A 19,578-nucleotide genomic window follows, 5' to 3' on the forward strand; every position below is an offset into this window, starting at 1 on the left:
CTGATAAAAAAGAAGATCCTGACTGGATCTTCTTTTTTTATCGAATGTGTAAAAACTTCCTTACACTTTGCATCTTATTTCCTAAGACCTTATCAGCTACCCGACTTTTAAGTACCAAGAATAGGTACACAAATCCACCAGCTAACGTAGCCAAAATCGAAACAAACAAACTGATTAGTGAACTATTATAATTAACTACCATCCCAAACAAGAAGTTAGCTCCATAAACTACAATTAAGGCCACAAAGTATGTGATCAAAGCAAACGCTAAAATTTTAACAGAATTAGATTTAATACTACTCATTTCCAATCCAAACTCATGTCTTAAGGAATGCACAATCAGATAGTTAGCAACTGTAAATCCAACTGCGGTTGCCATTAAGGCTCCAAAAGCTCCAAAGAAGTAAACTAAAGGAACTTGCGCCACTAACTTAATTACAATTCCAACCACAAAGTATTTAACTGCTCGTCTATTTTCAGAGATTCCTTGCATTAATGCGGTAACCACCGTAAACAAGCCTAGACTAATTGAAATGATAGCAGAAAACGTTAAAATGTCCGCTCCTAAATCCATATTGGCAGTTCCATAAAAGGTTCGATTGATCGGACCAGCAATAGCGGCCATCCCTAAAGCTGCAGGAAGCATGACAAATTCAAATAAAATTAACGCATTACTAAGTTGCTTACTAATTGAATGAATGTCACCTTTGGTTCGGGCTTCAGAAAGCAACGGAACTACGGTAATTGCCAAGGCGGAAGCTAACGAAACCACAATCATAATCAATTTATTCGCATTAGCCGCAAAAATAGCATAAATATACTGTAAATTAGTATTAGTATAATTAGTTGCCCAACGCATAATACTAAAAAAGGAATATTGGTCAATTAATTGAAAAATGGTAATGCCAGAACCAAGAATAATAAACGGAACCGCTTGACTAATAATTTCTTTATAAAGATCGTTAGTCTTAACGTTAATAGCGTTATCACTTGAAGCAATGAGCCCCTGAAAATGATCACGTCGTCGCCAGTAATACCATCCTAGTGCTAAAAAACCAAAAATAGCACCGATGAAGGCGGCAAAAGTTGACTGGGTAACGGCGGTTACCCAACTTCCGTGGATCACGATCATAATGAAGAAGGCTGAAGCCAACATGTAAATGACACGCGCGAGTTGCTCAACAAATTGTGACATTGCTGACGGAGCCATCTGTTGGAAGCCTTGAAAATATCCACGAGTTAAACTCATCGCAGGAATAATTAGGACGGCCCATGCTAACGAACGAATCACCGGAACCGCATTTTTACCCCCACTACCAGCTAAGATTGGAGCAAAAAAATAGATTAAAAGTGCACAAACGACTCCGGTAATAACCGAAAGGGTAATTCCTTTCTTATAAAGTCGCGCACTTACCCCATACTCATTTAACGCATTATAATGGGCCACTTCTTTTGCAACCGCCGACGGAATCCCCGCAATGGCAATTGTCAAAAACTCACTATAAATGTTGTAACCCATGGTATACAACGTGTTGGCAAGCGGAAACAATGACGCTCCAAAAATCAATCGCCAAGGAATGATGTAAATGGCACCAAGAATTCGTGAGAGGATGCTTCCAATGGTCATCCAGGCTGATCCTTTAACCATCTTACCTTGTGATCTTTCACTATCTTCAATTTCTTCTTTTTCTAATTCATCTTGTTCGAAATCGTTGTTCACAAATTTCCCCTACTTTCACGTTACAAATATAAATTTTAACCATTTCGAAAAATAATTTCAAATTTATTCAAGCTTAATTTGCAACAATATTAACAATTTTCTTTGGAACGACGATTACCCTTCTAACAGTCTTTCCATCAAGGAATGATTTAACATTTTCATCATTTAAAGCAACTTTTTCAGACTCGTCCTTCCCAGCATCCACGCCAACTTTAATGTGACCTCTCACTTTTCCATTAACCTGAACCACCAGTTCAACTTGGTCTTCTTTTAATTTACTTTCATCAGCTTCGGGCCATTTGGCAAGTTCAATGGAATGATCATGACCTAACTTTTGCCATAATTCTTCGGCAACGTGTGGCGTAATTGGTGAAAGAAGTTTAATGAACCCTTCAGCGTACTTTTTAGGCAACTTTTGTGCTTTATATGCCTCATTGATGAAAACCATCATTTGAGAAATGGCAACGTTAAAACGCATGTTTTCAAAGTCATCAGTCACCTTTTTAACGGTTTGGTTATAAATTTTATCAAGACTACCATCATTGTCATCAACGATCGCCTTACTTATCGTATTGTCATCATTCATATATAAGCGCCAAACTCGTTTAATCCAACGATTAGCACCAACAATTCCATCTGTATTCCACGGTTTAGATTCAGAAAGTGGTCCCATAAACATCTCATACAGTCGCAGCGTATCAGCACCGTACTGTTTAACAATATCATCGGGATTAACTACATTTCCCTTGGACTTTGACATTTTTTCATGATTAGTACCAAGAATCATACCTTGATTAACTAGTTTTTGGAATGGTTCTTTTGTCGGCACTACCCCTAAATCATAGAGCACCTTATGCCAAAACCGCGCATACAACAAATGGAGAACGGCGTGTTCAGCACCACCGACGTACAAATCAATTGGAAGCCAGTACTTCAATTTTTCCGGATCAGCAATCATTTTATCATTATGAGGATCAACGTATCTTAAGTAGTACCATGAACTGCCGGCCCACTGTGGCATCGTATTAGTCTCGCGCTTACCATGACGACCGTTTTTATCTGTCACGTTCACCCAGTCAGTAAGATTGGCTAACGGACTCTCTCCGGTTCCAGACGGTTGAATGTCAGCCGCTTTAGGAAGTCGTAATGGTAACTGGTCTTCTGGAACTAAGGAAGTTGTGCCATCATCCCAGTGAATTACTGGAATGGGCTCACCCCAGTAACGTTGGCGACTAAAAATCCAATCACGTAATCGATAATTAACCTTTTTATTACCAGCATGATGATCCTTTAACCATTCGATAATTTTATCGATAGCTTGTTTCTTATTCAATCCATCAAGAAAACCGGAATTAATGTGAACCCCATCGCCCGTGTAAGGTGCATCATCAACATCACCACCCTCAATCACTGGAATGATGGGCAGATTGAATTTTTTAGCAAAATCAAAATCCCGTTGGTCATGAGCGGGGACGGCCATGACTGCACCGGTTCCGTAACTTGGCAGAACGTAATCACCAATCCAAATTGGAATTCTTTTTTGGTTAACAGGATTAATTGCGTAAGCTCCGGTAAATACTCCCGATTTATCTTTGTTTAAATCAGTCCTTTCAAGATCTGATTTAGAGGCAATTTTAGCCCGGTAGTTTTCTACATCGGCCTTTTGTTCTGGTGTCATAATTTTATCTACAATCGGACTTTCTGGTGAAAGCACCAGGTAAGACACCCCATAAATAGTATCAGGACGAGTAGTAAAGACTTCGATCTTTTCATCTTCTTCATTTACATCAAATGAGATACTAGCCCCAACGGAACGGCCAATCCAATTTCGTTGCATTTGTTTAATGCTTTCAGGCCAGTCTAAATCGTCAAGATCATCTAACAAACGGTCAGCATAGGCAGTGATTTTCAAAACCCACTGTTTCATAGGTTTTCTGTAAACGTCATAACCACCACGTTCAGTTTTTCCATTAACAACCTCTTCGTTTGAAACAACGGTTCCACCCATGAAATCGGGGGCCCAATTAACCTCAATCTCATCTTCATAGGCTAATCCCATTTTGTACAACTGTTCAAAAATCCATTGGGTCCATTTATAGTAACTAGGATCCGAAGTATTGACTTCACGATCCCAATCATAGGAAAACCCAAGCGATTTAATCTGACGTCTAAAATTGTCAATGTTTTTCTTCGTAAAATCACGTGGGTTGTGACCGGTCTTTAACGCATATTGTTCTGCCGGCAGCCCAAAGGCATCCCATCCAATTGGATGAAGGACATTTTTACCCTGCATTCGCTTAAAGCGCGCCATAATATCAGTGGCAGTGTAACCTTCTGGATGACCGACATGAAGCCCCTGACCTGATGGATAAGGAAACATGTCTAGCACGTAATATTTATCTTTCTCTTGTTTATCACTGGTTTTAAAAGTTTGGTGATCATCCCAATACTTTTGCCATTTCTTTTCAATTTTTGAATGATCGTAAGCCATCAAATTCACTCCTTATTAGTTCATTAAAAATCACCATAAAAAAAGCCTATAGAAAAACAATTCTATAGGACGAGGTTCCGCGGTACCACCTAAATTTCTCATAAGAGACCCTTGATTCCATAACGCAGAAAAACGTTTAGCTTTTAATTCAGCTAAAACTTCGATGATAAGTTCAATCATTCTATTTCCAAGTTTGCATCACCCACTTGGTTTCTGAAAAATAAAATAATCTAATACTTCACCTACATGATATATTATATGATTAAATAAACTCTACCAAATTTTATCCAAAAAAACAAGTTAATCACAAACAACTGATATAATAATCAGTGAGGTGTTTCAAATGAAACTACAATCAGCATTAAATTTTAGCCATACTCTACTAAAACAAATTGTTAAACCAGGTGAAACCGTAATCGATGGAACGGCCGGACTAGGCCACGATACCCTTTATTTAGCTCAACTCGTTGGTAAAAACGGCCATGTTTTTAGCTTTGATATTCAACCGAATGCCGTTTTAGCTACCAAACAACGCTTAACGAAATATGGTGAGCAAAAACAATGTCAAGTTATTCTTGATGGGCATGAAAACGTTAAGAAATACGTTCAGAACAGTCCAATTGCGGCCGCAATTTTCAACTTAGGATACCTTCCCACTGGTGACAAAAGAATCATAACAAAACCCAAAACCACCATTAAAGCCATCAGTGATATTCTTGAATGTTTAACTCCTAACGGAATCATCATTTTAGTACTGTACTATGGTCACGCTGGCGGCAAAGAAGAAAAGGAGCAGGTTTTAAAATTTGCTAGTAGTCTCAATCAGCACAGGTACCACGTTTTAAAATATCAATTTATCAATCAAATCAATGATCCACCAATCCTAGTGGCAATTCAAAAACGAGCTAAGTAATGTTAGTTCGTTTTCTTTTGCGTGTTTTTATGGTCAAACCAGTTCACAACATACGATAAAATCACTAATAATAAAGCCAAAATAAAGATATGATGAATGGCACTGTAAAGAATCTCATGCAGTACGGGCAGAACTTTTTTGGATAAATTAACCGCCGTCTGGGGATTAATTAGTGTATTCATCATTTTTAAGTTAGTCCCTGGATGTTCACTAACCCCTTTTGCCATCGAAGTGTTCATCACAATTCCAAAGATGGAAATCATAATTGTTTGACCAAGGGTCCGACTCAGGGTATTAAACGAAGAAGCCACCCCAACGTGTTCTGGTGAAACCTCGTTTTGAACCGTAACGGTGGAAGTAGTAATGGTAATTCCAAAGCCAGTTCCTAAAACGGCTGAAAGAACAAAGAAAACCCAAAATGGCGTAGTAATCGGAAGCAGGACCATACAAATTGCTCCTAGCAAAACAAATGCCAAACTAAAGTTCATAATCTGTTGTGGCCGATACTTCAGAATCATTTTTCCCGAAATAAAAGAGCCAACCAGCCATAGAACGGAACTGGGTGTGATCGCAAAGCCCGCCATTGTGGCTTTTAATCCCAAAATTCCCTGAGTCCAATCGGGTAAATAAACCTCATATCCAAAAATAAAACCACTAATCAGAGCCGCAATTAAATTCTGGGTGACAAATGTCCGACTTTTAAACATCTGAATTGGAATTAGTGGATCAGTTGCTTTTTTCTCCTGCCGATAGAACAAAAATCCACTGATAATTGCGACCACTAAACATCCAATCACCATTATCCAATTGATTGGAGCTTCACTTAAGACTTGGAACATGTACATAACCGAAAACAAAAGAACCGCAATTAAGACGACGCCAGGTAGATCCATCTTACTTTCAATCTTGCGTTTTGGTTCGTGTAAAAATAATGCAATCAAAATAATTGTCAGAATCCCAATCGGAACATTAATGAAGAAAACCCAGTGCCAAGAAAGATTGTCAACCAAAAATCCACCTAGTAACGGTGCAACCACCGAGGCGATTCCCCACGCTGATCCATTTAAACCAACCACTTGAGCTCGTTTTTCAAAAGAATACATGTCAGCAATAATGGTAAAAGATACTGGCATAATCACTCCCGCACCGATTCCTTGAACTGCTCGCCATAAAATTAATGTTCCCATACTATTGGACATTCCTGACAACATGGAACCAATGACAAAGACCACCAAACCAAATATAAAGACCGATTTACGGCCTAATTGATCGGCTAACTTACCATAAATTGGAGTGGCAATTGAGTTTGTCAAAAGAAAAATTGAGAAAACCCAGTTCATCAACGATACCCCATGAAGATCACCAACAATCGTGGGCATTGCCGTCGAAACAATGGTTCCTTCAACTGCGCTCATGAATGTGGCAACAAATAATGCAATTGTCACAACTTTAACGTTTGTTTTACCCTTCATATTTCATCATCTTTCTGTTTGATACAATAAAAAACGACCATTGAAGGTCGTCATTTAAATCCTATTTAAAATAACTTTGTAACTCTTTTACCTTATCGGTGTGTTCCCATGGAAGATCGACATCCGTTCTTCCAAAGTGACCATAAGCAGCTGTTTGTTTATAAATTGGCCGCTTTAAATCAAGCATCTTAATAATTCCAGCCGGTCGCAAGTCGAATACTTTTCTAATGGCAGCAACTAACTTATCATCTGAAACTTTTGAAGTCCCAAACGTATTAACTGAAATTGAGACTGGTTCAGCAACCCCAATGGCATATGCCAACTGGATTTCAATCTTTTTTGCAAGTCCAGCCGCAACAATGTTTTTAGCGATATACCGTGCTGCGTAACTTGCAGAACGATCAACCTTAGTCGCATCTTTCCCAGAAAAAGCACCGCCACCATGATGAGCTGCCCCACCATATGTATCAACAATGATTTTTCTTCCAGTTAAACCGGCATCCCCAACGGGTCCACCAACCACAAACTTTCCGGTTGGATTGATTAAATACTTAGTGTTCTCATCAAGATACTTAGATGGAATCGTCGTTTTGATGACCTTCTCGATAACATCTTTTCGAATCTGCTCTTGAGTAACATCAGGATCATGTTGGGTACTTAAAACCACGGTATCAACACGCTTAGGATCATCATTTTGATCGTATTCAACCGTTACTTCCGCTTTGGCATCCGGTCTAAGATAAGGAATAGAATCATTTTTACGAAGCTTAGAAAGCTTCTGCATTAAATGATGACTCAATGAGATTGGGAGTGGCATTAACTCAGGAGTCTCACTGTCTGCATAACCAAACATAATTCCCTGATCCCCAGCACCAATCTTATCAAGTGGGTCAACGTCTCCGCCACGAGTCTCAACCGACTCATCAACTCCCTGTGCAATATCTGGTGACTGTTCATCAAGTGAAACTAACACAGCAACACTATCTGCATCAAAACCATATTTAGGATCATTATAACCAATTTCACGAATCGTATCTCTAACAACTTTTTGAATGTTAACATAAGCACTAGTTGATATTTCACCAAACACCAATACAAGTCCTGTAGTAACTGAGGTTTCACAGGCAACTCGTGCATCTGGATCTTTTTTTAAAATTGCATCCAAGATTGCATCACTAATTTGATCGGCAACTTTATCCGGATGACCTTCCGAAACTGATTCAGAAGTAAATAAACGCTTTTCTGACATTCTTATTCCCCCTATTGTTTGTGGTTACAAGGCAACTTCACTCTTCGTGAATCCTATCGGGAATCTGCTCATAACTTTATAATAATAACATATTCGCAAGTAATTAAAAAGAACACAAAATCTGCATTGAACAAATTTACATAATTGATTAACATGGATTTATTAATAAAAAAAGGACAATATTATGAAAACTTTTATTGAAAAGAATCAAACTACCGTACATGCCTTAGTTCTTACAATATTCATCATATTAAATACACTAATATGGCTTTTTGCTTCGCAAGTTGACTTACTATCAGTTCAATGGAATACCAGACTGGTGGTGCTAATCCTCTCAGAGTTTCTTTGGTCGGCATCCCTTCTACTTTTCATCATTCGTTATGATCCACGAATCAATTTATTTCTCAACGTCATCCCAGTGTTACTAGCGATTGTCACCTTGTTTCCCATCTTATTAATCATCCTGTTTATCATCCTTGGAATCACCAACATCATTGTAATGATGCCAAAATTTAAACTCGAGAATTACTATGGACTAGTTTGTTTTTCCTTTCTAAATTCAATTGCTCCGGTCATTTCTTTTTGTTATCTCGATAACAAATACCTAGAATCAAGTGTCCTCGTAAACGTTGGAATTCTATTTTGCTTATACTGTTTGTTCTTTGTTCCGTTCTTTAATCACCGACTTGAAACTAAATTAAACTTTATCTTCATTTTAATCTTTGCAGCGCTTCTGCTAGCAAATTTTCCCTTATTAAAATGTGCAATTTTAATTACTTTAGTATTAATCTCATACGGAATTCAAATCTTCAGCGAAAAAGAAACCCCAGAAAATTGTTTACTTTCATTTATAATTATTGGATTAGCAACTTTCATATAAAAATGAGGACTTCAAAATATGAAGTCCTCATTTTTATTTACTGTAAGGAAATTGCATCTAAAAATTCTTTGATTCTCGGAGAAGGATTATTAAAAAATTCGTCCTTTGATCCATCAAAAATCTTCTCCCCCTTTTCGATGAATAACATTTTATCAGCAGATAATTTAGCAAACTCAATGTTGTGAGTAATCATAATCATTGACTGTCCCTGATCAGCTAACTCTTCCAGCATTTCTAAAACTTGCGTCTCTAACTCCGGATCAAGCGCACTGGTAGGTTCATCTAATAAAATGTACTTGGGCTTGACTGCCAATGCCCGACAGATCGAGATTCGTTGTTGCATTCCTCCAGATAATTCATCGGGATAGAAATTAGCATATTTTTCAAGACCAACCCGTTTCAATAATTTTTCTGCCTGAGCTATCGCATCTTTTTTCGAAATCTTATGAACGTGGATTGGCGCAGCCGTAATGTTATCAATCACCCGTAAATTAGGAAAAAGATTCCAATTTTGAAAGACCATGCTAGTCTGTGCTCGTAATTCCTTACTTTGTTTACTGGTAATCTTATCCGCGTAGTTTAACGAAAAATTGGGAAAACTAATTACGCCTGAATCGGGATGAACCAACAAGTCCAGGGAACGTAGCAACGTTGACTTTCCAGAACCAGAAGGACCAACAATTACGGTCGTTTTTCCCTCAGGAAATTCCGTGCTAATTTTATCCAGAACGGTTTTTCCATCGTACTTTTTTACAATGTCTTCAATCTTAATCATTAGCCTTCATCCCCCTTTAAGTATCTTGAAGAACGCTTTTCGAGATAGTGTTGAAGGATCGTTAAAATACTGCACAAAATAGCGTAAAGAGCGGCTACTTCTGTGTACATAAGTAGTGGCTGATAGTTGTGCGCCGCAATTTGTTGACTAACCTGAAACATCTCTGTGATGGTAATCGTACTTGCAAGAGAGGTATCCTTAACTAATCCAATAAATTCATTAGATAGTGGAGGAAGTACGATTCGTGCTGCTTGTGGTAAAACAATGTACCACAGGGTTTGAGTGGTGCTAAAACCCAGAGTATATGCAGCATCCCATTGATCTTGGGGAACAGACATCAGAGCTGACCGAATGGTTTCCGAGGCATAAGCACCAGTATTTAACGAAAACCCAATTATTGCTGCCGTAAAGGCCGGAATTTCAAAATTAAAACCGGGAATGAAATTTTGCAGATTCGGTAAACCAAAATAAATAATGAACAACTGAACCAACAATGGAGTGGAACGAAAAGCCCACACGTATACGTCTGCAATGGCTCTAAAAATGCCCCACATAACTCTAACAAATGCATTCCCATGTGGTTTTAAAAACTTTATCAGTGCGGTAACAATCGCAAGAATTAAACCAAAAAAGAATGAAATAATTGTTAGTGGAATGGTGTATTTAATCATTGCCTCTAAGAGACTCGGTAATGATGAAATGATAATGTCCCACATAATTCTTTAAGCTCCTAACTAATATTATTTATCGGTAATATTCTCTCCGAAGTACTTCATTGATAATCGTTTCAAGGTACCATCTTTTCGAAGTTCATTAATTGCTTTGTCCATCTGTTTATTTAACTTAGCAGACTTCTTGTTCATCATTGGAGCAATTTGACTTTGTGGAATAACATTAGTTGGAACTAGTTTAGCTTGAAGGTCAGTATCTTTATGGCTTGCATACCAACTTTGCCATGCTGGTTGAGCATTTAAGGCACCAACAACACGACCTTGATCAATCATTTGCATTGAAGTATTAAAGTCTGGTGAAGTAACTGGTTTAGCATGCAGCTTTTCGGCGTTATTCCAGTTATCAGTACCAGTACCTTCAGCGACCTTCTTACCCTTAAAGTCTTGAGCATTTTTAATTGGTGAATCTTTCTTAGTAATCATGATTGCCTTTGAATAAATGTATGGAGTGGCAAACCGATACTGCTTTTTTCTAGCTGGATTAATTGCCATATTGTTAAAAATAACATCGTAAGAATTAGAATTGAGTCCCTGAATTAATGAATCCCATCCAGTTAACTTGTATTGAACCTTCATCCCCATCTTTTTAGCAACATCATTAGCCAAATCAACTTCAAAGCCGGTTAACTTACCGTTCTTATCCTTGTAAGAATACGGAGCATAAGTTCCTTCCATACCAACCGTCAAAGTCCCAGGCTTTTTAGTCTCAGATTGTTTCCCACATGCGGTAACGGTAAGAGCCAACGCGGCCACTCCTGTTAGTAAAAGTAAAGGCCATCTTTTCTTCATAATTAAAATCCCCATTCATTAAAATATATTGTGCAAAATTAACTAACTCGCTATGTTTATTTTACTCTAAAAATTTAAACAGACAAGTAACTTTTTCATGATGCTACCTCCTAAATAATCACAAAAGAACACAAAAAAGAGGACTGGATCCACCAGTCCTCTCATAATTATAATAAATTAATATCATTTATAGAGAAACCTTTGAGTGCATACCAAAAGTGTTGTCAGATTTTGTCAAATCTTTTTTACAACAACATGGTTTACACATAGTCAGTTTCCCCTCTCGTGTTCTTTAACATAAAATCATAATATTACTATTTCTTCACTGGGTCAATAGATTGATCTTCAAGATCTGGATCATCATGTTCGTCTTTTGGTAGGAGAAGATTCAAAACGATTCCAATCACAGTTGCTAAAGCCACTCCAGTAAACTGGAAACTTCCAATTTGAATATATGCATTACCAATTCCAATTACCAAGATAACCGACGCAATCATTAAATTGCGTTTCTTATCCATGTCCAATTTATTGTCAATCATCACTTTGACACCATTAGCAGCAATTGTCCCAAATAGGAGAAAACTAATTCCACCAATAACTGGGAGCGGCATTTGCATGATTAAAACATTTAACTTATTCACGAACGCAAAGATCATGGCAAAAATCGCTGCTCCGATTATGACCCAAACACTGTAAACTTTGGTAATTGCCATGACTCCAATATTTTCGCCATAACTAGTTACCGCTGGTCCACCAAGAATTCCAGCTGCAAGCGATGCGGCTCCATCCCCAGCAAGCGTGCGATTTAAACCTGGATTCTTAAAGAAATTCTTGTGAGTCATTTCTCCGAGTACCATCAAATGACCCATGTGTTCAGTCATCGTAACAAAAGCGATTGGAGCCATAATCAAGATGGCATTCCAGTCAAACTTGAAGCCTCGCTCGGTGCCAATGATATGAAACGGAGGCATTTTAAACCATGGAGCAGTGGCAATTGCGTGAATATCAACTAATCCACATGCCATTGAAATTAAATACCCACAGACAATTGCCAATAAAATCGGAATTAATCCCAAGAATCCCTTTAATTTAACGTTGAAGAAAATTGCTAAAAACAAAGTGGTCATCGCAATTCCGAAGAAAACCAAGCTATACTTTCCATGATCCATCATTGCATTTTGGGCAGCACTCCCTGCAAGTGATAGTCCAATCACCATTACGATCGGCCCCACTACCACTGGTGGTAGGATCTTATCAATCCAATCGGATCCAATAAATGAAATGATCGTAGCCACCACCACATAAACTAAGCCGACCGCAACCACTCCTTGAGAAACTCCTGAAATTCCAGTCGTTTTCATAAGTGCCATCATTGGAGTGACAAAGGCAAAACTAGATCCCATGTAAGCGGGAATTTTCCCCTTAGTAATTAAAATATGCAGTAACGTCCCAATTCCTGAAGCAAAAAGTGCAATACTTGGGCTTAAACCGACTAACAATGGAACAATTACTGTGCTGCCAAACATTGAAAACATGTGTTGTAAGGAAAGTCCGATCCATTTTAGTGGTGATGGACGGTCATGAATTCCTAATACATAGTCCTTTTTCTGAAACATTTATACTGACTTCCCTTCTCTAATAAAAAAACTGCTGTCCAAGGGACAACAGTCTTCGATTAAATAAAGTTTTACAGTATCACTTTAAAATTCGAAATCTTGCTGCCTCACTGGACACACTTAAAGATTTATTTAATTGAAATGATATATTTTTTATGATTGTTTGTCAATAAAATCTCCAAACGAAAAGGTTTATCGTTTTGGCATCACTTGTACTTTACTTATAAGCTAATTACTCTCTAACCCTACGTTTAAAACACAAGCACCTTTCAAATCACCTTTTGCGACCCTTTTCAATGCTTCATCCGCCTTTGAAAGTGGAAACTCAGTAACGTCAGGTTCGATGTGTAGCCGATCAGCTAAGGTCAAAAACTCTTCGCCATCACTTCTCGTATTACTTTCAACGCTCGTTAAGTTCTTTTCGTGAAAAATATGATCTTCGTAACTCACCTGAGGAATATCAGTCATATGAATTCCGGCTAATGCTAAAGTCCCTCCAGAAGCTAAACTTTTCAACGCGTTAGGAACAGCCTCACCGACTGGTGCAAAAATAATCGATGAATCTAGAGGAATGGGTGACATATCATAGGTGTTGTTTACTGACTTTGCCCCAAGTGATAAAGCAAATTGCTTGGCATCTTCACCTCGAGTAAAGACGTGTACGTCAATTCCCTGATCAATCGCCAATTGCGCGGTGATGTGAGCCGAACCACCAAAGCCATAAATTCCAAGCGTACCACCAGCTGGGATGTTAGCACGTTCAAAAGCACGGTACCCAATAATCCCAGCACAAAGCAGTGGAGCTGCTTGAAGTGAGTTAAACCGTTCTGGAATTCGATAAGCAAACCCCTCAGGAACGGTTGTATATTCCTCATAACCACCGTCATGATCCCATCCTGTATATTTAGAATATGGGCATAGATTTTCTCTACCAGAACGACAATACTTACATACGCCACATGTTCTCCGTAACCACGGGATTCCAATTCGATCACCAATTTTAAATCGACGAGTATGGGGTCCATTTTTAACTACTTTACCAATAATTTCGTGTCCAGGGGTTAAATTTTTTTTATGGACCGGTAAATCACCCTCAGTAACATGTAGATCCGTGTGACAAACTCCACACGTTAGCACCTTAACCAAAACTTCACCATCACCTGGTGTTGGAACATCTTTTTTAACATATTTTAAGGGAGATTTCCTTCCGTTAATCGGTCCAGGTTTAACAATTTCCCAAGCATTCATAGTTTTAGGGATCTCGATATTAACTTCTTCTGCCATTATAATTGCCTCCTCAGTGTAATCTTTACGTTCATCATATCACAAGAAAAATGAAAGTGAAGTACCCTGACTAAAACCTAATTAAAATGAGTTTGAACTTCTTCTGGTTGTTTTTTAACCAAAACTTTCCCGTTTCTAATCGAGTATAAAAGCGTTCTTCTTTCGTTAATTTCATTATAAAAATTATCTGTATCAAAGATTAAGAAACTAGCGGGTTTCCCCTTCTCAATTCCATAATGATCACTAACATGTAAAGTTTTAGCAGCGTTGGTAGTAACCAATTTATATGAATCCATAATTTGATGGTACCCCATCAATTGACTCGCTAAAATACCAACGTAAAGCGCATCCAACATGTTACCGTTTCCCATTGGATACCACGGATCTTTTACATCGTCCTCTCCAAACGAGACGTTGATTCCATGCTTTAAAAGTTCCTTGACTCTCGTTAGACCCCGTCGTTTAGGGTAAGTATCAAATCGACCACCCAAATGCATATTAACTAGTGGATTGGCTACCATGTTAATCTTTGACATCTTAAGAATTCTCATCAACTTATCGGCATATGCATCGTTATACGATCCAAGAGCCGTTGTATGACTTGCAGTCACCCGATCACTTAGTCCTGATTCATACGCCAAAGTAGCTAGAACTTCCAAATTCCTGGAATTGGGATCATCAATTTCATCGCAGTGAACGTCAACAAGTTTGCCATATTTTTCAGCTAAGTTCATCAAAAACGTTAGTGAATCACGCCCATAATATTGATTAAATTCGTAGTGGGGAATTCCACCCACGGCGTCAACTCCCATTTTGACAGCTTCTGTTAGTAAATCTTTGCCATGTGGAAATGATAGAATCCCCTCCTGTGGAAAAGCAACTAATTGGAGATCGATAAAACTAGATACCCGTTCCCTTACCTCAAGAAGTGCTTTAAGAGCGGTAAGATTGGGATCAGTAGTATCAACGTGACTTCTAACGAACTGAATTCCATGTTCAGCCTGATTCTTGAGCGTTTTAATGGCGCGCTCCTTAACGTCTTTTTCAGATAAGCTTTGTTTTCGCTCAGACCAAATTGAAATACCCTCAAATAGAGTTCCACTTTCATTAAACCGGGGTTCACCGACTGTCAGAGTCGAATCTAAATGGACATGTGAATCAATAAATGGTGGAATAATTAATTTACCATTCGCATCAACCACCTCTTCTTTAGGATCATCAATGTGATCACCAATCTCTTTAATCTTTCCATCTTTAACTAAAATGTCTTGTTTTTTTGTCGAATTCTCAATATATCCCTGTTTAATAATCATTTTATTTGTCCCGTCTTTCTAACGCCCGACCGATAACGTAGTAGAGAACAGCAATAATTGCCATTACAATAAAAGTTGCTCCGATGGTATTTTTAACAATTGCAACATTTTTCAACATTAAGTATAACAAAATTCCTAAAATCCAAAGTGCAAACGCAAACCAATTCACCCCATGGCTATACCAAAACTCTCCTTTCGGATCTCCAAATGATTCCAAACGGTAGTCACGATCATTAAGAAGAAAGTAATCTACTAGCATGATGGAGATGATTGGGCCTAAAAACATCCCAATATAATCAAGGAAGGCCGTAAAAGCAGAAAGAAAGCTTCCACTTAAAAGTGGGGTAAAGGTTAAAATCATTGCCACCACGGTGACAATCAACAACGACTGTTTTAATGTCAATTTATGATACATATTCGTTAATGCTGATCCAGCCGCCTGTAAATTAACAGCATTAGCAGTCATACTGGTTAAGACAATCACAATCATTGCAATCATTCCTAGACCCAATTTATTGGCCACTGTACTTGGATCAGAATTATTGGGATCATAGACTCCAGACGTAATGGCAATACTGATGGTAGTACATAATCCGATGGATGCAAAACTGACTGCCCCTAGTAAAGCTCCAAAAAATGGTGCACTTGTTGAAACACGCTTTTTATTAGTAAATCTAGTAAAATCAGCTCCACTGGTAACCCATGCCAAGTTAAACGCAGCCAGACTATCAATTGCTGCTCCAAACGGCATCCGATCCCTTTTGGGAACCATATAATGAGCAAGTTGGGTAAACGAAACATCTCTAAACACTACCAAGACTTCCCATATTACAAAGACTATAACTAGAATAATTCCAACTCTTTCAATAATTCTAATGGATCGTTGCCCTGATATAACACTAAGAATATGTAAAATACTCATAACCAGAATTCCAACAACTAAACCGAACGTACCACCAGACTTCCCAAAGATTGGCCAACCAAAGAATGAATTAAAAATATAGGATAATGAAGTTGCCGCAATAAAAGTATTAACCGCGGTCCAACCCATAAACATCACTAAATTGACAACCGATGGGATCATACTTCCCCGGATTCCAAATGTCGCCCGACTCAAGGTTGTCGTCGATAAACCCGTTTTATACCCCTCATATCCAATTAAACTTAGAAACAGATATGAAATAATTGAGGCAATCACCAAAGCACTAAAACCGCCCCATAAACCACAAGCGGCAATAATGCCCCCAATAAACCAAGTTCCATTATTAGCGTTTGCTCCAAACCAGTTAGCAAACATATCCCAATAGCTCATGTTACGTTCGTTCATTGGAATGGGATGAACTTCATACTTATTTTCGTTTTCCATTTTTTCCTCCCTCGAATTAAAATGATAACCAAAATTCACATTGAACCAATTATAGTAATTCGTAAAGTGATTTAAAAGCTAAATTTAGCTATGAAAATGATGATTGGATTATAAAAAAGAAGAGTGTATCATAAGTACTAGTTCAATTAAGGGGTTGATCAATGTGCTTGGGAGACGTGAAGCAAGACTTAAGCGTGAAAAGTTACGATTAAAAAAACAAAAGTTAAAGCTTAAGAAACAAAAATTAAAATTGAGAAAGTTAAAAATAAAACTTCGAAATAAACGAAAATAGGGATCACCATTTGGTGATCCCTATTTTCATCTTAATGCATCAATTATCATAATTAGCTCAGTCATCAAAAAACAGGTCTAAGTCCGGGCAGTTAATAAATTAACAACAATGAAGGATCAACAGAACCTTAATGTACCCGGACTCATCCCTGCATTATTAGTATATGTCATATCAGTGTTACTTAGCAAGAAGAAAGCTTAATTACCTGACCTCTCCCTCAATCTTTGCTGCGTGTACGGTGGAATAAGGAACGTCAACTATTTTGACAAAACTACTTTACCATCAATAATTATGTGTCAGCAACTAAAGATTAAGTTGATGATTTTTTTATTTATGCTACTTTGATATACTAAATAGGTAGTGTTTCGGGTGTCATTAAATAATAAATAATCAGTATGATTATAAAATACGTCCAAAACCGATTGACGTTAAAAGCTAATATAAGGAGTTTGTTATGGCAAAGGAAAAACAAAAAAAGAAATGGTATAAACGATTCTGGGTTTGGATCATAATTGCAATCATCATACTTGTAGTAATCTTCGTTGTTGGAAGTAACAGTGATAAAAAGAAAAGTAGTTCTGCCACATCCAGCAGTCAAACATCCCAAAAAGTAAAACTAGAGAGTTCGTCTAAAACGGCGTCGGCAATTTCAACAACTGATAGCGCAAACACTGAGAGCAATAATGCATACAATACCGCTAAAAGCTATATGGAATCTGTTCCAATGTCTAAGAAGCGTTTATATACTCAATTAACATCACAATCTGGAAATAAATTTAAACCAGAAGCGGCTCAATCGGCCGTTAATAAATTCAGTGATAAAGATTATCAAGAAAACGCGGTTAAATCAGCAAAAAACTATTCGAAAGAACAACATTTATCAGCTCAACAAGTTTACGATCAGCTAACTTCTGAAGCTGAGGGATACACCCCTGAACAAGCTAAGTATGCCATTAATAAAAACAACTTAGGTCAAGTTAACCAATAAAACATAATAAGATAAAAAGTCATTTTACGATGGCTTTTTATTTTGCCATTTTATTTATAACACGTATTTAAAGGGTGTGACCCACTTAAAAATTAAATAAACTATACACAGTAAGATCAGAGTATAAAAAAAGAACGTTGCAATAACAACGTTCTTGATTTGCTAAGATAAGCTATATAACTATGTTATACCGGAGGTGGGGTTCGAACCCACACGATCGCAATGATCACTGGATTTTGAGTCCAGCGCGTCTGCCAGTTCCGCCACTCCGGCATGCTAATGATTGCTAAAGCAGTAAAACAAAGGCGGTAACCGGATTTGAACCGGTGATGAAGGTTTTGCAGACCTCTGCCTTACCACTTGGCTATACCGCCATAAAGGCACTAAGCCTTAACAACTGCCCTTCCCTACTGGAACCAAGCAATCAAAAGGGCGGTAGGTGGGAATCGAACCCACGCGTGTCGGTACCACAAACCGATGTGTTAACCACTTCACCACTACCGCCATAACATCATAAACAGGGATAGTAGGAATTGAACCCACATCAACGGTTTTGGAGACCGGTATACTACCGTTGTACGATATCCCTATAAATAAAATGGAAGGAAGTGGATTTGAACCACCGAACCCGAAGGAGCGGATTTACGGTCCGCCGCGTTTAGCCAGACTTCGCTATCCTTCCATATAATGGCGCGGGACAGAATCGAACTGCCGACACACGGAGCTTCAATCCGTTGCTCTACCAACTGAGCTACCGAGCCATTGTCTTTTATGACATTTATAATAATAAAACTATTTAATTAATGTTGCAAGGGTTACCCACAACAAACGGTCCGTACGAGACTCGAACTCGTGATCTCCTGCGTGACAGGCAGGCGTCCTGAACCAACTAGACCAACGGACCATATGTTATGGAGGATACAGGGATCGAACCTGTGACCTCCTGCTTGTAAGGCAGATGCTCTCCCAGCTGAGCTAATCCTCCAAAATGACCCGTACGGGATTCGAACCCATGTTACTGCCGTGAAAGGGCAGTGTCTTAAACCACTTGACCAACGGGTCATACTACAAAAATATACGGAGAGTGAGGGATTCGAACCCTCGAAACAGACTTTAATCCGTTTACATCATTTCCAATGATGCTCCTTCGGCCAGCTCGGACAACTCTCCATAGTACTCCGGCAGGCGGGCTCGAACCGTCGACAACCTGATTAACAGTCAGGTGCTCTACCAACTGAGCTATGCCGGAATAATCGCGTGGCAACGTCCTACCCTTGCAGGGGGCGATCCCCCAACTACTCTTGGCGTGCTGAAGCTTAACTTCTGTGTTCGGCATGGGAACAGGTGTATCCTTCAGGCTTTCGCCACCACACTTAGAAAGAACTTCGTTCTCTCAAAACTAGATAATATCTTCTCTGCCCGATTAACTTCCACTTCTTTTTGCTTGGTTAAGTCCTCGACCGATTAGTATTAGTCCGCTTCACGTATCACTACGCTTCCACTTCTAACCTATCTACCTGATCATCTTTCAGGGGTCTTACTTCCATAAAGGAATGGGAAATCTCATCTCGAGGCGAGTTTCACACTTAGATGCTTTCAGCGTTTATCTCATCCATACATAGCTACCCAGCTGTGCGCCTGGCGGCGCAACTGGTACACCAGCGGTATGTCCATCCCGGTCCTCTCGTACTAGGGATAG

General features: G+C 38.6%; 14 protein-coding genes, 11 tRNA genes, 2 rRNA genes, 1 riboswitch and 1 other annotated feature. Of the genes, 3 read left to right on the top strand and 24 right to left on the bottom strand.

Annotation, left to right across the window (positions count from 1 at the left end; translation table 11 throughout):
• Positions 1 to 37: 37 nt before the first annotated feature.
• Both AC6UD0_RS01585 and leuS read right to left on the bottom strand, forming a co-directional pair.
• A complete protein-coding gene (locus AC6UD0_RS01585) occupies positions 38 to 1,720 on the bottom strand; it encodes a putative polysaccharide biosynthesis protein (protein WP_500693626.1) in 1,683 nt (560 codons plus the stop codon).
• A 73-nt stretch (positions 1,721 to 1,793) separates the two neighbouring features.
• Complete coding sequence (gene leuS / locus AC6UD0_RS01590) at positions 1,794 to 4,211, bottom strand: leucine--tRNA ligase (protein WP_500707919.1); 2,418 nt, start codon at positions 4,209 to 4,211, stop codon at positions 1,794 to 1,796.
• A 62-nt stretch (positions 4,212 to 4,273) separates the two neighbouring features.
• Positions 4,274 to 4,467, bottom strand: a binding site (T-box leader).
• Between the two features lie 87 nt (positions 4,468 to 4,554).
• Here leuS and mnmM point away from each other — a divergent pair.
• Positions 4,555 to 5,124: a tRNA 5-(aminomethyl)-2-thiouridylate-methyltransferase MnmM gene (mnmM, locus tag AC6UD0_RS01595; protein ID WP_500696769.1), complete on the top strand. Its 570-nt coding sequence runs from the start codon at positions 4,555 to 4,557 to the stop codon at positions 5,122 to 5,124.
• A gap of 2 nt (positions 5,125 to 5,126) precedes the next feature.
• Here the strand turns inward: mnmM and AC6UD0_RS01600 are convergent, their stop codons facing one another.
• Positions 5,127 to 6,596, bottom strand: a complete 1,470-nt coding sequence (locus tag AC6UD0_RS01600) for an MDR family MFS transporter (RefSeq protein ID WP_500707920.1) — start codon at positions 6,594 to 6,596, stop codon at positions 5,127 to 5,129.
• Positions 6,597 to 6,657: 61 nt separating this feature from the next.
• Entirely contained in the window at positions 6,658 to 7,845 is a 1,188-nt protein-coding gene (metK, locus tag AC6UD0_RS01605; protein ID WP_500706639.1) for a methionine adenosyltransferase, read from the bottom strand.
• Positions 7,843 to 7,924, bottom strand: a riboswitch (SMK box riboswitch). Its footprint overlaps the gene before it by 3 nt.
• Positions 7,925 to 8,029: 105 nt before the next feature.
• Here metK and AC6UD0_RS01610 point away from each other — a divergent pair.
• Positions 8,030 to 8,725, top strand: a complete 696-nt coding sequence (locus tag AC6UD0_RS01610; protein ID WP_500707921.1) for a hypothetical protein — start codon at positions 8,030 to 8,032, stop codon at positions 8,723 to 8,725.
• A gap of 37 nt (positions 8,726 to 8,762) precedes the next feature.
• On the opposite strand, the gene AC6UD0_RS01615 is transcribed toward AC6UD0_RS01610, so the two are convergent.
• The 7 genes from AC6UD0_RS01615 to AC6UD0_RS01645 form a co-directional block, all read right to left on the bottom strand.
• Positions 8,763 to 9,500, bottom strand: a complete 738-nt coding sequence (locus tag AC6UD0_RS01615) for an amino acid ABC transporter ATP-binding protein (protein ID WP_500707922.1) — start codon at positions 9,498 to 9,500, stop codon at positions 8,763 to 8,765.
• The gene (locus AC6UD0_RS01620) at positions 9,500 to 10,216 is read right to left on the bottom strand and encodes an amino acid ABC transporter permease (protein ID WP_500693619.1); all 717 of its coding nucleotides are present in this window, start codon (positions 10,214 to 10,216) and stop codon (positions 9,500 to 9,502) included. Before AC6UD0_RS01620 ends, AC6UD0_RS01615 begins: the two co-directional genes overlap by 1 nt.
• 24 nt (positions 10,217 to 10,240) lie before the next feature.
• A complete protein-coding gene (locus AC6UD0_RS01625) occupies positions 10,241 to 11,020 on the bottom strand; it encodes a transporter substrate-binding domain-containing protein (protein ID WP_500695746.1) in 780 nt (259 codons plus the stop codon).
• Positions 11,021 to 11,334: 314 nt separating this feature from the next.
• Positions 11,335 to 12,636, bottom strand: coding sequence for a uracil-xanthine permease family protein (locus tag AC6UD0_RS01630; RefSeq protein WP_500707923.1), 1,302 nt, complete (start codon positions 12,634 to 12,636; stop codon positions 11,335 to 11,337).
• A gap of 228 nt (positions 12,637 to 12,864) precedes the next feature.
• A complete protein-coding gene (locus AC6UD0_RS01635; protein ID WP_500707924.1) occupies positions 12,865 to 13,920 on the bottom strand; it encodes a zinc-dependent alcohol dehydrogenase family protein in 1,056 nt (351 codons plus the stop codon).
• A 77-nt stretch (positions 13,921 to 13,997) separates the two neighbouring features.
• Complete coding sequence (gene codA / locus AC6UD0_RS01640; RefSeq protein ID WP_500707925.1) at positions 13,998 to 15,233, bottom strand: cytosine deaminase; 1,236 nt, start codon at positions 15,231 to 15,233, stop codon at positions 13,998 to 14,000.
• 1 nt (position 15,234) lies between these two features.
• Positions 15,235 to 16,599 (bottom strand): purine-cytosine permease family protein, encoded by a 1,365-nt coding sequence (locus tag AC6UD0_RS01645; protein ID WP_500707927.1) that lies wholly within the window; start codon positions 16,597 to 16,599, stop codon positions 15,235 to 15,237.
• A 746-nt stretch (positions 16,600 to 17,345) separates the two neighbouring features.
• On the opposite strand from AC6UD0_RS01645, the gene AC6UD0_RS01650 reads away from it, so the two are divergent.
• Complete coding sequence (locus AC6UD0_RS01650) at positions 17,346 to 17,879, top strand: Ltp family lipoprotein (RefSeq protein ID WP_500693614.1); 534 nt, start codon at positions 17,346 to 17,348, stop codon at positions 17,877 to 17,879.
• A 188-nt stretch (positions 17,880 to 18,067) separates the two neighbouring features.
• Here the strand turns inward: AC6UD0_RS01650 and AC6UD0_RS01655 are convergent.
• From AC6UD0_RS01655 to AC6UD0_RS01715, 13 genes are all read right to left on the bottom strand, one after another.
• Positions 18,068 to 18,152, bottom strand: a tRNA-Leu gene (locus AC6UD0_RS01655).
• Positions 18,153 to 18,182: 30 nt separating this feature from the next.
• A tRNA-Cys gene (locus AC6UD0_RS01660) sits at positions 18,183 to 18,253 on the bottom strand.
• Between the two features lie 57 nt (positions 18,254 to 18,310).
• A tRNA-His gene (locus AC6UD0_RS01665) sits at positions 18,311 to 18,383 on the bottom strand.
• 14 nt (positions 18,384 to 18,397) lie between these two features.
• Positions 18,398 to 18,468, bottom strand: a tRNA-Trp gene (locus tag AC6UD0_RS01670).
• A 10-nt stretch (positions 18,469 to 18,478) separates the two neighbouring features.
• Positions 18,479 to 18,561 (bottom strand) — tRNA-Tyr (locus tag AC6UD0_RS01675).
• 6 nt (positions 18,562 to 18,567) lie between these two features.
• Positions 18,568 to 18,640: transfer RNA gene (locus AC6UD0_RS01680), tRNA-Phe, on the bottom strand.
• 68 nt (positions 18,641 to 18,708) lie between these two features.
• A tRNA-Asp gene (locus AC6UD0_RS01685) sits at positions 18,709 to 18,783 on the bottom strand.
• Positions 18,784 to 18,791: 8 nt separating this feature from the next.
• Positions 18,792 to 18,864 (bottom strand) — tRNA-Val (locus AC6UD0_RS01690).
• Positions 18,865 to 18,868: 4 nt separating this feature from the next.
• Positions 18,869 to 18,941, bottom strand: a tRNA-Glu gene (locus tag AC6UD0_RS01695).
• Positions 18,942 to 18,957: 16 nt separating this feature from the next.
• Positions 18,958 to 19,049: transfer RNA gene (locus tag AC6UD0_RS01700), tRNA-Ser, on the bottom strand.
• A gap of 6 nt (positions 19,050 to 19,055) precedes the next feature.
• Positions 19,056 to 19,128, bottom strand: a tRNA-Asn gene (locus AC6UD0_RS01705).
• A 6-nt stretch (positions 19,129 to 19,134) separates the two neighbouring features.
• Positions 19,135 to 19,251: ribosomal RNA gene (gene rrf, locus AC6UD0_RS01710) — 5S ribosomal RNA — on the bottom strand.
• Positions 19,252 to 19,323: 72 nt separating this feature from the next.
• Positions 19,324 to 19,578, bottom strand: a 23S ribosomal RNA gene (locus tag AC6UD0_RS01715); the annotation flags it as partial.

The organism is Fructilactobacillus sp. X7R9C1 (assembly GCF_059901005.1).

What these genes read in the sequence shown, in the direction of transcription:
- AC6UD0_RS01635 (WP_500707924.1), bottom strand. Translation starts at nt 13,920, where the DNA reads ATGGCAGAAGAAGTTAATATCGAGATCCCTAAAACTATGAATGCTTGG.
- AC6UD0_RS01615 (WP_500707922.1), bottom strand. Translation starts at nt 9,500, where the DNA reads ATGATTAAGATTGAAGACATTGTAAAAAAGTACGATGGAAAAACCGTT.
- AC6UD0_RS01650 (WP_500693614.1), top strand. Translation starts at nt 17,346, where the DNA reads ATGGCAAAGGAAAAACAAAAAAAGAAATGGTATAAACGATTCTGGGTT.
- metK (WP_500706639.1), bottom strand. Translation starts at nt 7,845, where the DNA reads ATGTCAGAAAAGCGTTTATTTACTTCTGAATCAGTTTCGGAAGGTCAT.
- mnmM (WP_500696769.1), top strand. Translation starts at nt 4,555, where the DNA reads ATGAAACTACAATCAGCATTAAATTTTAGCCATACTCTACTAAAACAA.
- AC6UD0_RS01600 (WP_500707920.1), bottom strand. Translation starts at nt 6,596, where the DNA reads ATGAAGGGTAAAACAAACGTTAAAGTTGTGACAATTGCATTATTTGTT.
- AC6UD0_RS01610 (WP_500707921.1), top strand. Translation starts at nt 8,030, where the DNA reads ATGAAAACTTTTATTGAAAAGAATCAAACTACCGTACATGCCTTAGTT.
- leuS (WP_500707919.1), bottom strand. Translation starts at nt 4,211, where the DNA reads ATGGCTTACGATCATTCAAAAATTGAAAAGAAATGGCAAAAGTATTGG.
- AC6UD0_RS01625 (WP_500695746.1), bottom strand. Translation starts at nt 11,020, where the DNA reads ATGAAGAAAAGATGGCCTTTACTTTTACTAACAGGAGTGGCCGCGTTG.
- AC6UD0_RS01645 (WP_500707927.1), bottom strand. Translation starts at nt 16,599, where the DNA reads ATGGAAAACGAAAATAAGTATGAAGTTCATCCCATTCCAATGAACGAA.
- AC6UD0_RS01630 (WP_500707923.1), bottom strand. Translation starts at nt 12,636, where the DNA reads ATGTTTCAGAAAAAGGACTATGTATTAGGAATTCATGACCGTCCATCA.
- codA (WP_500707925.1), bottom strand. Translation starts at nt 15,233, where the DNA reads ATGATTATTAAACAGGGATATATTGAGAATTCGACAAAAAAACAAGAC.
- AC6UD0_RS01620 (WP_500693619.1), bottom strand. Translation starts at nt 10,216, where the DNA reads ATGTGGGACATTATCATTTCATCATTACCGAGTCTCTTAGAGGCAATG.